Origin of the sequence: Xanthomarina arctica, from assembly GCF_014638915.1 — a bacterium.
GTDB lineage: Bacteria > Bacteroidota > Bacteroidia > Flavobacteriales > Flavobacteriaceae > Xanthomarina > Xanthomarina arctica.
In genome coordinates, this window is sequence record NZ_BMFQ01000001.1 from 280,309 (window position 1) to 294,455 (window position 14,147).

The following is a 14,147-nucleotide window of genomic DNA, read 5'->3' on the forward strand; positions in this document are numbered from 1 at the left end:
ATAATTAATCTGCACTCATTAACTCTCCTCGAGATTCTTGTTCCTTAAACTTTTGAACCAAGGCCAAAGCATCCGGAATAACATCGCTACATAAAATTATAAGCGATCCTTTAACAGCGTTTTTAACCGCAAAGGTTATGGCTTCCTTTTCTGATGGAATAATGGTTGTTTTCTTATTTGGATCTTTCATTTGAATACCATCATTCAAAAGCTTGATAAGTTCCTCTTCAGTTCTACCTCTCAAACGTTTATCTTGACGAATGATGATTTCATCAAACATATCGGCCGCAATGCTTCCAACTTGATTTGTGTCTTCATCTCGTCTATCTCCTACTCCAGCAATAATTCCTACTTTTACGGTAGCATCTAGTTCGTCGGTAAAATTCTTTAGAGCTAACATCCCTGCAGGATTATGTGCATAATCTAAAAGAATGGTGAAATTTTCAAACTCAAATAAATTAAGTCTTCCTGGGGTTTGTGTTGCTGAAGGAATGAATGTTTCCAAAGCGGCTTTCATATCTTCAATACTAAAACCTTGAATGTTTGCTGTTAAAATAGCTGGTAACACATTTTGAATCATAAACTTAGCCTTTCCTCCATAAGTTAGAGGAATATTTTCAGCTTTCATAATTCTCATTTTCCATTCGCCTCTACAAATAGTTACGTACCCATTTTCATAAACCGCAGTAATACCACCAATACGTTGTAAGGCTTTTATTCTAGGATTATTTTCATCCATAGAAAATAAGGCTACATTACAGTTCACTGTTCTACGCATTTCATATACCAAGTCGTCGTCGGCATTTAAAATAGCATAACCATCTGGCAATACCGTTTCTGGAATCACTCCTTTTACCTTGGCCAATTGCTCAACGGTATGAATACCTTTTAAACCTAAATGATCTGCTGCTACATTAGTAACAATACCTATATCGCATTTTTTAAATCCGAGTCCAGCACGTAATAAACCACCTCTAGCACTTTCAAGAACGGCAAAATTTACCGTTGGGTCTTTAAGTACAAATTCGGCACTGGCAGGTCCGGTACAATCTCCTGTCATTAATAATCTGTTTTGGATATACACACCATCACTGGTTGTATAACCTACACGAAAGCCATTCATTTTTGCCATATGGGCAATTAATCGAGTTGTTGTAGTTTTTCCATTGGTTCCTGTAATGGCAACAATTGGAATACGTCCTGTATTCCCTTTAGGAAATAATTTATCGATAACATGTCCTGCAACGTTTCTTGGCAAGCCTTTTGTTGGCGCCAAATGCATTCTAAATCCTGGGCCAGCGTTTACTTCTAAAACGGCTCCACCAGTTTCAGATAAAGGTTTTGAGATGTCTGTGGTAGCAATATCAATCCCGCAAATATCTAAATCAATAATTTTTGAAATACGTTCCGCCATGGAAATATTAGAAGGATGTACAATATCTGTAACATCTTCAGCAGTACCTCCAGTACTTAAGTTTGCTGTATCTTTTAAAAGCAGAATCTCGTCTTTTGGAATAATAGATTCCAAAGTGTATCCTGCATCTTTTATAATAGTAAGTGTTAATTCGTTAATTGTAATTTGTGTGAGCACATTTTCATGTCCATAACCACGTCTTGGATCTTTATTAACTTCGTCTACTAATTCTTGAACAGTTAATTTTCCGTTTCCAACAACATGTGCAGGTGTGCGTTTTGCAGCTGCAACTAGTCTGTTATTGATAACTAGAAGACGATAATCGTCTCCTTTTATAAATTTTTCAACTATAATGGCGCCACTACGAGAACTTTCCTTAGCATGATTAAAGGCAACAACAGCATCTTCATAATTTTGAATATCGACTGTAATGCCACGTCCATGATTTCCATCTACTGGTTTAATAACTAGCGGAAAACCAACATAGCGACAGGCATCTTTTAAGCTACTTTCTCTTCTAATAATATCACCTTTAGGCACTTCTACTTCTGCCTGTTCTAATAAGAATTTAGTATCTTCTTTATCGCAAGCTAATTCTACTCCAATACTACTTGTCTCACTTGTTACTGTAGCTTGGATACGCTTTTGATTTGCACCATAACCTAATTGACAAAGTGAATATTTATTTAAACGAATCCATGGAATCCCTCTTGCTTCTGCTTCTTCTATAATAGAACCCGTACTAGGACCTAAACGAGAGTCTTCACGAAGTTCACGCATTTTTTGGATATCGTCTGTCAAATCATAAGCTTCCCCGGAAACCAGGGCTTCGCAGATTTTCACAGAAACCTCGGCCGCAAAACGGCCAACAGATTCTTCCATATAAGCAAAAACCACATTATATACGCCTACTTCTCCATAACCACGTGTTCTCCCAAAGCCAACATCCATTCCTGCAAGTGTCTGAATTTCTAAAGCTATGTGTTCAATAATATGACCCATCCAGGTGCCTTCTTCTACACGTTGAAAGAAACCTCCAGGCTCACCAACGGAGCATCTATGTTCGAACATGGTAGGGAATAAGTTTTTCAATCTGTCGTAAAACCCATCTATTTTATTGGATGGTAATTCTTCCATCTCTTCGAGATCAAGAACCATAACTATTAATTTATGTCGTCTAACCGACCAATAGTTTGGCCCTCTCATTGCGTTAATTTCTCTTATTATCATAAAATTGTATGGTTTTGCTAATTAAATTTGAACTATCGTAAATATACAGAAATGTTTGAGAAAAAAAAGTCATCTACAATTGTTTTAAAAAAGATAAAAAACCCTTTACCTGAAACGCAGATAATTGTATTTTAATTATTGAGGTTGCAAATTTAAACCTCCTAATAAAATTCATTTAAATTCTAAATAGTCCATTTCTATCCTGTGTGTTTCTATTAGACAAATAGACTTTCATTTTTCAAACAATCAATCTATATTTATTGTTGGCAAACAGATTTTGTTAATGGGGTAGTTGAAGAATAATTTATAGCATTAATATCTTTAAACATAGTTCCTTCCTCATTTAACTCACCATAACCTTCTATCAACTGATTCACTTTAAGCACAAATGCTACTTGTCTAGTCGATTCCTTTCCTTCCGATTTGAAAGTGTAATTCCCCACAAGTTTATCGCCTTCAAGTTGTCCTTTAAAAACACCTATGTTTTTGTCCTTTTCTTTTAAACTATATGTCAAAAACCCTTCAACTGGATTATCGTTTTTTGTGATATCTAAATTAATCATATTGCCATTTTCCTTATATAAATAACAGCCTATTTGTAGGTTATGGAGGTTTGGTGATATAACCTCAGCTTCTTCGATGGTTTCATCAATAATTATTTCATCTGGTTTCTCTTCATTATTTTTACAATTAAAAAATAACGCAAGAATGCATGTTAATAACAATATTTTTTTGCTTGCTGGCAAGAGATTGGAATGTATCATCAATTTAGGGTTTATATGTTAGTCTACTTTTTTAAATATAATTAAATTTTCGGAAGGATTAGATAGAGTCAATCTATTATTCTCAATAGAATATCTGATACTACTTTGAAGCGCTCTTAAAAACTCATACTCTTTGTTTGCTGGCCCACAAATCCTTTCGGTGGTTACCAAATTTGAAAAACGAAGTAAATCTTTCTCAAAAAAGATGGTTCCATTCATCTGATTACAACCTGCGAAACCTAAAAATGTGTTTTGTGCACTGTAAATTTCAATGTTTGGGAATTCTTGACTGAAATCTTTGTTTGTAATTTCCCTGCCATTTAAAGATTCGAGCACCCAAATATCGTGCAATCTATAATCCGTAATATATTTTCCACACCCTTCCAAGGTTTCATAAACTGTTTCTGTATTTTGCTTCTTTTCTATAGAAACGGCATAAGGAGAAATTTCGCCAGACATATCGTTTGCACACTCTTTTTGTGTGATTTGAATTGCCATTTTACTAGATTCTGTTTCAATTTGGTAACGTTTCACATTACTGTCTTGAGCCAAAATTGGTTTTACATTAGGCATTCTAACAACATTCGTTGGAGTTCTATAAACTATAGAATCACTAAAGATTTCAAGGCTCCAAAAAGGCTCTGAGCCAGATCCAACAAAATATGGTTTTTGATTTATTGTTTTAATTTCCTTTTTAGAAATAGATGTCTCAATTGAATCTTTCACATTAATAACAACTTCATTATTAAGCTTCTTCTGTTTACAACTTAGAATTAAACAAAGTATCATACTTGTTAAAATCAAATAATTTTTCATGAACTAAATTTAAAAAAACACGTATTAAAATTATCAATAAAATGATAATTATGATTTTTTTAACCAAATAAGTTTAATTTTGCGTCCTAAATGAATAACAATTAATGAGTCAATTTAAAATGAAAGGAACACTTATTCCTATTGGTGGAAATGAAGATAAAGGAATGGGAAGTGACGAAAAACACACCCTAGAATTTATAGGTGAAGGTATTTTATACCATGTTGTTGAAGAGGCTGGAGGTGTAGACGCTAATATTGTTATAATCCCTACGGCATCAAGTATCCCTAAGGAAGTTGGTGAAAATTACATGACAGCTTTTACAACTTTAGGCTGTAAAAATGTGACTGTTTTAGACATAAGAAGCAAAGCAGATTCTGAAAAACAAACAGCTATAGCTTTAATAAAAGAAGCCAATTGCATTATGTTTTCTGGAGGAGATCAATCTAAAATCACCAATAAAATTGGAGGAACCATGATACATGAAATCATGTTAGATCGTTTTCAAAATGAAGAAGGCTTTGTTATTGCTGGCACGAGTGCTGGAGCCATGGCCATGACCAATGAGATGATTGCTGGAGGAAGTCCTACGGAAGCTTTTGTAAAGGGAGCGGTAACTATGTATAAAGGATTAGGGCTTATTCCTGAACTTATTATAGATACCCATTTTATTCAAAGAGGCCGATTTGGTCGTGTCTCTGAAGCAGTTGCCAAGTTTCCAAATCTAATAGGTTTCGGACTAGCAGAAGACACAGGAATGATTATTAAAAACGGAAACGATTGTACCGTTATTGGTTCTGGAATGGTGATTGTTTTTGATGGACAAAAACTAACTCATAACAATGAAAAAGTTTTAGACGAAGGCACACCTATGACCATTGCTAACTTAACAGTTCATGTGCTTTCTAATGGCGATAACTACAGTATTAAAAACAGAAATGTTTCTGTTCTGCCAATAGAAGCCGATTTTATATAAATTCCTTCGAAGGCAGGAATCTCTTGAATAGAAGTTTTTAACTATAAAATGATTCTTATTCTTGAGTTCGAGCTTGAAACGACATCCTTTTCATTTTTCATAAAAGAGATAGTGAAAGAATAAAGCCATAAAAATGAAATAAAGAGATCCCTTTTTCCAAAGGGATTTTCTACTTATAAATAGAAATTTCCTCTGTCCCCATAGAAGATTTACTGGCGCGATACATTCCTTCCGTATTAAATGGCATTGCTATATTTCCTTGAGAATCTACTGCTATTAAACCGCCATCGCCACCTAATTCCAAGATTCGCTTGTTTATAACTTCGTTAGAAGCATCTTCAAGAGACATGTTTTTATGTTCTATTAAACAAGCCACATCATAAGCCACAACACCTCTAATAAAAAACTCTCCACTTCCAGTACAAGAAATAGCACAAGTTTTATTGTTGGCATAATTTCCAGCTCCAATCATTGGTGAATCACCAACCCGTCCCCATTTTTTATTAGTCATTCCTCCAGTTGATGTTGCTGCAGCAATATTCCCTTCTTGGTCGCAGGCTACGGCTCCAACTGTTCCAAATTTGGAATCTTTCTTTTTAGCATGATCTAACTGAAAACTATCTGTATCCTTAATTTCCAACCATTGGTTATGCCTTAATTCATCATAAAAATATGAAGCATCTTCTAGTGTGTACTTTAATTCTTCAGCAAAACGCATGGCACCCTCACCTGCTAGGAATACATGTTCACTTTTTTCCATCACGTCTTTAGCCAAACTCACGGGGTTTTTAATACCCGTAATCAAACTTACAGCTCCTGCATTCAACGTTTTACCATCCATAATACTGGCATCCATTTCATGCGTTTCTTCGGCTGTAAATACCGCTCCTTTTCCTGCATTAAACAAAGGTGAATCTTCTAAAACAGTTACTGCTTTTTCCACAGCATCTATAGCAGATCCTCCATTTTCCAATAAATAATACCCAGCATCAAGCGCATCTTTTAAAGCTTGCTTATATTTTGTTTCAAGTTCTGGAGTCATCATTCCTTTTACTAAAGTTCCTGCACCTCCATGGATGGCAATTGAAAATGTTTTCATCTTTTAAAATATTGAAAAGCAAAAGTACAGTTAGATTTTAAAAGTTCTTGTTTTATTGGTGATTTTTTGAAATTCCAAATTCCAAAAAACTAAATTCCAAAAATAAAAATGATTCATGCTATTTAGGCATGGACTTCATTTCAATCTAAAATCGGTAATCGTAAATCGATAATCAAAAATAGTTTTTGTAGCTTTGATGCTCTTACAAAAACAAACCAATGTCAGATCAAAAACGCCTTTTCTTAGTCGATGCTTACGCCTTAATTTTTCGTGGGTATTACGCTTTTATAAAAAACCCTAGAATTAATTCTAAAGGGGAAGATACTTCAGCCATTATGGGATTTATGAATTCCCTTTTGGATGTTATAAAACGTGAAAGACCCGATCATTTAGCCGTTTGTTTTGACAAAGGAGGTAGTGCAGATCGCGTTGAAATGTTTTCGGAATACAAAGCCAATAGAGACGCTACTCCCGAAGGCATAAAAACGGCCGTCCCATATATCCTTGAAATCTTAAAAGCCATGCACATTCCTATTATGGTAAAAGAAGGATTTGAGGCTGATGACGTTATTGGAACTCTTGCTAAAAAAGCCGAAAAAGAAGGTTACAAAACCTATATGGTAACTCCGGATAAAGATTTTGCACAATTGGTTTCAGAAAACATCTTTATGTATCGCCCCGTATTTGGAGGTGGTTATGAAACTTGGGGGATTCCTGAAGTACAAAAGAAATTTGAAGTAACAGACCCATTACAAGTCATTGACTTTTTGGGCATGATGGGAGATGCTTCTGATAATATTCCTGGCCTTCCTGGTGTTGGTGAAAAAACCGCCAAGAAGTTCTTAGCTACCTATGGCAGTATGGAAAATCTGTTAGCAAACACCCATGAACTAAAAGGTAAAATGAAAGAGAAAATTGAGGCATCTAAAGAATTGGGGATGCTTTCAAAAAAACTAGCAACCATCATGCTCGATGTTCCTGTGGAATTTGATGCCAAAGATTTTGAAATGTCTGAACCAGATATTCCTAAAGTTACAGAAATTTTTCAAGAATTAGAATTTAGACGTTTAATTGATAATTTTGTTAAAACCTTTGCTTTGGAGAATTCGGCTCCTTCCAATCAATTATCCGAAACTTCAAAAACGGAGAATACCCCTAAAGCGACTCCAAAGGAAGAAGCGTCGGCCGGAGCAGGACAATTTTCTCTGTTTGGTGCTTCGGCTCCGCTCAGCAACCAATCGGCTCCGCTCAGCAAACAAAACAATGAACTGGAAACTGAGTACACCAGAAATACCATTGCAACAACATCGCATTTCTATCAAAGTGTTGCTTCAGGCATGGCAACGCAACTTTTTATAAAGAATTTAATGTCTCAAAGCAGTGTTTGTTTTGATACAGAAACTACGGGTTTAAATCCCATAGAAGCGCAATTAGTTGGGATTGCCTTTTCCTGGGACATTGGAAAAGGATTCTATTTGCCTTTCCCAGAAGCCAAAAATGAAGCTCAAGAACTTATAGAACAATTACGTCCGTTTTTTGAATCTGAACAGATTGAAAAAGTGGGACAGAATTTAAAATACGATATTAAAGTCCTTAGAAAATACAACATTAAAGTAAAAGGTAAGCTATTCGACACCATGTTAGCACATTATCTAATCAATCCAGATATGCGACATAATATGGATGTGTTGGCGGAAACCTATTTGAATTATACCCCTGTTTCTATAACGGAATTAATTGGTAAAAAAGGAAAGAATCAGCTTTCTATGAGAGATGTTCCTTTAGAAAAACAAACGGAATATGCTGTTGAAGATTCAGATATTACGCTTCAGTTAAAAGAACATTTTACCAAAGAATTAGGAGAAGCCAATACACAAAAGTTGTTTGACGATATTGAAATCCCGCTTCTAAGAGTGCTTGCCGATATGGAATTAGAAGGTATTAATTTGGATACCGAATTTCTAAACTCACTATCTGAAGCTCTTAATAACGATATTTTAAATCTTGAAAAAGAGATTTATGCTACTGCTGGCGAGGAATTCAATATTGCTTCGCCAAAACAATTAGGGATTGTTCTTTTTGAAAGATTAAAATTGGTAGACAAGCCTAAAAAGACTAAAACTGGACAATATGCTACTTCCGAAGATATTTTATCTTACTTGGCAAAAGACCATGAGATAATTAAGCATATTTTAGAATACAGAGGGTTAGCAAAATTAAAAAGTACTTATGTAGATGCACTTCCACTACAAGTAGAACCTGAAACAGGACGTGTACATACAGATTATATGCAAACGGTTGCTGCTACAGGACGTTTAAGTAGTAATAATCCGAATTTACAAAACATTCCAATTAGAACCGAACGTGGCCGACAAGTTAGAAAAGCATTTATTCCAAGAAATGAAGATTACGTTTTATTAGCTGCCGATTATTCTCAAATAGAATTACGTATTATCGCTGCTTTGAGTGAAGAAGAAACCATGATTGAAGCCTTTAAAAATGGCGAAGATATTCATGCCTCAACCGCTTCAAAAGTTTTCAATGTGCCTTTGGAAGAAGTCACTAGAGAACAACGTGGTAATGCCAAAACGGTTAATTTTGGAATTATCTATGGCGTTTCTGCTTTTGGTTTAAGCAACCAAACAGATTTATCTCGTGGGGAAGCCAAAGAATTGATTGATACCTATTATGAAACCTATCCTAAATTAAAAGCTTACATGAGCAAGCAAGTCGATTTTGCTAGAGATCATGGGTATGTCCAAACGGTTTTAGGAAGACGCAGGTATTTAAAAGATATTAATTCTAGAAATGCTGTGGTTCGAGGCGCTGCAGAACGAAATGCCGTTAATGCTCCAATTCAAGGAAGTGCGGCAGATATTATAAAAATAGCCATGATTAACATTTATAACAAACTGGAAGCAGGAAATTATAAATCTAAAATGCTCTTACAAGTACATGATGAATTGGTTTTTGATATCTATAAACCAGAACTTGAAGAACTAACAACTTTAATTAAAACGGAAATGGAAGGTGCGTTTATTATGGATGTGCCTTTAGATGTTGAAGTAGATACTGGCGTTAATTGGTTGGAGGCGCATTAGGTAATTTACAAAATCAAATTTCAATACTACGATGCAATTTCATTAGAGAACTTCAATCACAATTTTTCCTTAACTTGCATTTTTAATTTACAGACAATATAAGTGGCTTTAAAAGAGAAAATATCGATTGAAAATTTTGAAGACAAAAAATTCAAAATCAGACTTGTAGAATCAGAAAAAGATACAGAGGCTGCCTTTACACATTATTTAAATAATCATAAAAATGGAGTTTCTAAAGTTTATAAACCTGACGCATTAGAACATGTCAAAAATTTATTTGAATACAAATTTCCTGATGTTGAATTATCTGATGTAGCAGCTGAGGAAGCTCTTCAATATTTAATTTTTCAACAAGAAGAGATACCTTTTCCTGCTCCAAAAAGACCTGACTTTAAATTCATTGATCTTTTTGCGGGAATTGGTGGGTTTAGACTAGCGTTTCAAAACCTTAAAGGTAAATGCGTATTTACAAGTGAGTGGGATAAATATTCAAAACAAACTTATCAAGCCAATTTTGGTGAAGTTCCTTTTGGAGATATTACTAAAAAATCTACTAAAGAATACATTCCTGACGGATTTGATGTTTTATGTGCTGGGTTTCCTTGTCAAGCATTTTCAATTGCAGGAAAGCGTGGAGGTTTTGAAGACACAAGAGGAACACTGTTTTTTGATGTTGCTGAAATAATTAAAAAGAAAAAGCCAAAGGCTGTTTTTTTAGAAAATGTAAAAGGATTAAGAAGTCATGATAAAGGAAAAACTTTGGCTACAATCTTAAATGTTTTAAGAGAAGATTTAGGATATTTTGTACCAGAGCCACAAGTAATGAATGCAAAGAAATTCGGAGTTCCACAAAACAGAGAAAGAATTTTCATTGTTGGGTTTAGAAAAGATTTGGGAATTACAGAATTCGAATACCCAAAACCAATTAATAGAAAAGTAACATTAGAGGATATTTTAGAATCGGAAACAGTTTCTGTAAAATATTATTTATCTAAAACTTACATAAACACCTTAAGAAATCACAAAGCACGACACGAAAGTAAAGGTAATGGGTTTGGATATGAAATAATTCCAAATAATGGAACTGCAAACGCAGTTGTTTGTGGAGGCATGGGAAGAGAGAGAAATTTAGTTTATGATTTTAGACTAAAAAATTTCACGCCAATAACTCATATTAAAGGAGATGTCAATAGAGAAGGAATTCGAAAAATGACTCCTAGAGAATGGGCTAGATTACAAGGGTTTCCTGACAACTATAAAATTGTAGTTTCGGATGCTCAAGCTTATAAGCAATTTGGTAATTCTGTTGCGGTTCCCGCGATTCAAGCAACCGCTAAAAAAATCATAGAAAAACTTAACTTTTTATGATTACAGGAAACAAAGGTGAATGGAGTGAAATTTACACTCTTTTTAAATTACTTGGGGACAAACAATTATCTCTTGGAAATAAAGATATTGAAAAATTAGAAGGAATAGTTTACCCTGTCTTACGGATTCTAAGAACTGAAAACAACAGAGATTTTGAATATGCAATTCTAGATGAAATTATTCTTATTTCTGGTGGAGAAGAAGTTTTAAAGATTGCAATTTCAGATTTTAAAGAAAAAGCTAAGTTCTTACTTGCAAAAATAAAAGATAATAAAGAAACAACTTTTCCAGTCCCCGAGGTTGAGGTATTTATGCAATCTATTAATTGTCTTTCTTTAAAAGCAGGTTCAACTACTAAAACTGATATAACAATCGTAGTTCATGACCAAAGAACAAATCAACAACCAACTCTAGGCTTTAGTATAAAATCACAATTAGGGGGCCCTTCTACTATACTTAATGCGGGAAAAACCACCAATTTTATTTTTAAAATTAGTGGAGCTATTGACGAAATGGAGATTGAGAGAATTAATTCAATGCTGGTCAAAAGAGGTAAAAAAGAATCTGCCGATTTGAAAGGAAGAGTCAAAGCTATTTATTCAAATAACAAAGAGCTTATATTCTTTAAAACCGAAAGACAAATATTTTCAAATAATTTAATTCTTATTGATAGTAGATTACCTGAAATATTATCACAAATTGTTTATGAATTTTATTCGAGTAACAATTCAAAAATTTTCGACTTAGTAGAAAAAATAAGAACCAAAAACCCTTTAGAATTTGACATTTCGAACAAACATCAATTTTATGAATATAAAATTAAACGTTTTTTGACAGACATTGCATTAGGAATGATGCCTTCTAAAGTTTGGACTGGTAATTACGATGCAACTGGCGGATATTTAATTGTAAAAGAAAATGGAGATATTTTGTGTTATCATATCTACAATAGAAATGAATTTGAAGATTATTTGTTTAATAATACAAAACTTGAAACAGCTAGTTCTAGCAAACATAGTTTTGGAGTGATTTATGAGGAAAATAATGAGTTATATTTTAAACTAAATTTACAAATCAGGTTTATAAAATAGAATTGAGCTCACTTTACCAGTTCAAATATGTTGTTATTTGAATCCTCACAATGAAACCGTTTGAAATTCACTTAACATAAAGGGAGTTAAGGGAAGATATTCAGAAGTAAAAAGAAACCTTAAAAGCAAATCCTAACGTCGATTCTTATTAGACTTAAACTTAGCCTTATTTTTTCGTTGGTTAAAAGGAACAGCATCATTAAAGGTGTTTTTAGCTTCTCCTGAAGGTTTGTTTTTACGCCATTTTTCATCCTTTTCAGGTAGTAAAACTTTTAGTAAATCTTGACGTCCTAATTTGTTTAAGGTTTTTTTAATCCAATCCTTATTTTCGTCTTTATACCAAAAGAAAAAACGATGTTGATCATCTTTTTCTTTTCGTGTAATAGGTGTATTTACCTTTTTAAGCGTATATGGATGATATCCACTATAATAAATAACCGTAGCAACCGTCATTGGGGTTGGAGTAAATCCTTGTACTTGCTCTAGCTGAAAACCCATGTCTTTAGTTTCGGCAGCAAGATTGGCCATATCCTCCACTTCACAAGCGGGATGATTAGAAATAAAGTATGGTATTAATTGAAGCTTTAAATTCTTCGCGACATTAATCTTATCAAAACGCTCTTTAAATTTATGGAAATATTTAAAAGATGGTTTACGCATTAGTTTCAAAACAGGATCACTGGTATGTTCTGGAGCAACTTTTAGTCTTCCAGAAACGTGCTTCGTCATCACTTCTTCCGTATAAGCATCCAGTTCTTTAGGATCTGCATTTTTATTAAATTCTGGCACCAACATATCATGTCTAATCCCTGAACCTATAAACGACTTCTTAACCTTTGGATGTCTATCAACCGCTTGATATAATTCGGTTAAAGGCTTATGTGAGGTATCTAAATTACTACAAATTACTGGCGAAATACAACTAGGCGAAATACACTTATCGCAAATAGATTGCACTTTCCCCTTCATTTGATACATGTTGGCACTTGGTCCGCCAATATCACTTAAATAGCCTTTAAAATCTGGCATATTAGCCACCTTGTCTACTTCTTTTAAAATAGACTCTTGACTACGAGACGCTATAAACTTTCCTTGATGAGCTGAAATGGTGCAAAAACTACAGCCTCCAAAACATCCTCTATGAATGTTAATGGAAAACTTGATCATCTCAAACGCAGGAATAGGGCCACGTTTATTATATTTTGGATGTGGTAATCGTGTATATGGATAATCGAAAGACGCATCAATTTCAGCTTCCGTCATAGTTGGATACGGCGGATTTATCATCAGCGTCTTATCCCCTATTTTCTGAAAAATACGTCTAGCGGCTAATTTGTTAGATTCTTGCTCTATCGTTTTAAAGTTAGAAGCATATTTTTTCTTATCCTTTAAACATTCTTCATGAGAAACAATTTCAACATCTTCCCAATTACTATTTTTAGGAATTTTTTCATCTCCATTTAAAAGAACAGCAGTTTGTAATACCGTATTTATACTATTAAAAGGCACTCCTTTTTGCAATAAACGCACCACTTCACGTAAAGGTTGTTCTCCCATTCCGTAAACCAACATATCTGCTTTAGACGATTCTAAAATACTTGGCATTAACTTATCACTCCAATAATCGTAATGTGTTACCCGACGTAAAGACGCTTCAATACCACCAATTAAAATGGGCGTGTTTGGCCATTTCTCTTTTAATATATTTGAATATACGGTTGTTGCATAATCTGGACGAAATCCAATATCACCATTTGGCGTATAGGCATCTTTGTCGCGACGTTTCTTATTAGCGTTATAATTGCTAATCATAGGATCCATACAGCCACCTGTTACACCAAAAAATAATTTTGGAGCCCCAAGCTTTTCAAAATCTTGAAGATTATCGGTAACACAAGGTTGTGGTACGATTGCGACACGTAAACCAAAACTTTCTAACATACGTCCAATAACAGCAGGACCAAACGTTGGATGATCCACGTAAGCATCTCCACTAAACAGGATGACATCGAGTGCATCCCAGCCGCGTATTTTTACCTCTTTATTCGTGGTAGGCAACCAACTAGAAAGTTTTAATTCGTTTTTCACACTGCAAAAGTAGTTAAAATAACTACTCGAACATTAGAATTTAACTATTCTGAACAGGATACCTATTAATAGTAAAGCGTTCTTTTTACATTATAAGTTGTCTAACCCCATATAAGGACTATTATATAGTAGTCCTTATATTATATAACCAGGCACATCTTGAACACAAAAAAAGATATTAACAGAGTTATTAAAAATATCT

Annotated in this window: 9 protein-coding genes; 4 read left to right on the forward strand and 5 right to left on the reverse strand. The window is 34.1% G+C overall.

Annotated features, from left to right (window positions below; genetic code table 11):
• Positions 1-4: 4 nt before the first annotated feature.
• The 3 genes from cphA to IEV77_RS01240 all read right to left on the reverse strand — a co-directional run bounded on the left by cphA (position 5) and on the right by IEV77_RS01240 (position 4,224).
• Positions 5-2,644: a cyanophycin synthetase gene (cphA, locus tag IEV77_RS01230; protein ID WP_188461067.1), complete on the reverse strand. Its 2,640-nt coding sequence runs from the start codon at positions 2,642-2,644 to the stop codon at positions 5-7.
• A gap of 257 nt (positions 2,645-2,901) precedes the next feature.
• Positions 2,902-3,408: a hypothetical protein gene (locus IEV77_RS01235; protein ID WP_188461069.1), complete on the reverse strand. Its 507-nt coding sequence runs from the start codon at positions 3,406-3,408 to the stop codon at positions 2,902-2,904.
• An 18-nt stretch (positions 3,409-3,426) separates the two neighbouring features.
• Positions 3,427-4,224, reverse strand: coding sequence for an META domain-containing protein (locus IEV77_RS01240; protein ID WP_188461071.1), 798 nt, complete (start codon positions 4,222-4,224; stop codon positions 3,427-3,429).
• A gap of 104 nt (positions 4,225-4,328) precedes the next feature.
• On the opposite strand from IEV77_RS01240, the gene IEV77_RS01245 reads away from it, so the two are divergent.
• On the forward strand, positions 4,329-5,198 hold the full coding sequence (locus IEV77_RS01245) for a cyanophycinase (protein ID WP_188461072.1): 870 nt from the start codon (positions 4,329-4,331) through the stop codon (positions 5,196-5,198).
• A gap of 169 nt (positions 5,199-5,367) precedes the next feature.
• On the opposite strand, the gene IEV77_RS01250 is transcribed toward IEV77_RS01245, so the two are convergent.
• Positions 5,368-6,297: an isoaspartyl peptidase/L-asparaginase family protein gene (locus tag IEV77_RS01250; protein ID WP_188461074.1), complete on the reverse strand. Its 930-nt coding sequence runs from the start codon at positions 6,295-6,297 to the stop codon at positions 5,368-5,370.
• 218 nt (positions 6,298-6,515) lie between these two features.
• On the opposite strand from IEV77_RS01250, the gene polA reads away from it, so the two are divergent.
• From polA to IEV77_RS01265, 3 genes are all read left to right on the forward strand, one after another.
• On the forward strand, positions 6,516-9,398 hold the full coding sequence (gene polA, locus IEV77_RS01255; RefSeq protein WP_188461076.1) for a DNA polymerase I: 2,883 nt from the start codon (positions 6,516-6,518) through the stop codon (positions 9,396-9,398).
• A 102-nt stretch (positions 9,399-9,500) separates the two neighbouring features.
• Positions 9,501-10,766: a DNA cytosine methyltransferase gene (locus IEV77_RS01260; RefSeq protein WP_188461078.1), complete on the forward strand. Its 1,266-nt coding sequence runs from the start codon at positions 9,501-9,503 to the stop codon at positions 10,764-10,766.
• Positions 10,763-11,857, forward strand: a complete 1,095-nt coding sequence (locus tag IEV77_RS01265) for an HpaII family restriction endonuclease (RefSeq protein WP_188461080.1) — start codon at positions 10,763-10,765, stop codon at positions 11,855-11,857. Before IEV77_RS01260 ends, IEV77_RS01265 begins: the two co-directional genes overlap by 4 nt.
• Before the next feature lie 132 nt (positions 11,858-11,989).
• Here the strand turns inward: IEV77_RS01265 and IEV77_RS01270 are convergent, their stop codons facing one another.
• Positions 11,990-13,945: a YgiQ family radical SAM protein gene (locus IEV77_RS01270; RefSeq protein WP_188461082.1), complete on the reverse strand. Its 1,956-nt coding sequence runs from the start codon at positions 13,943-13,945 to the stop codon at positions 11,990-11,992.
• Positions 13,946-14,147 lie beyond the last annotated feature (202 nt).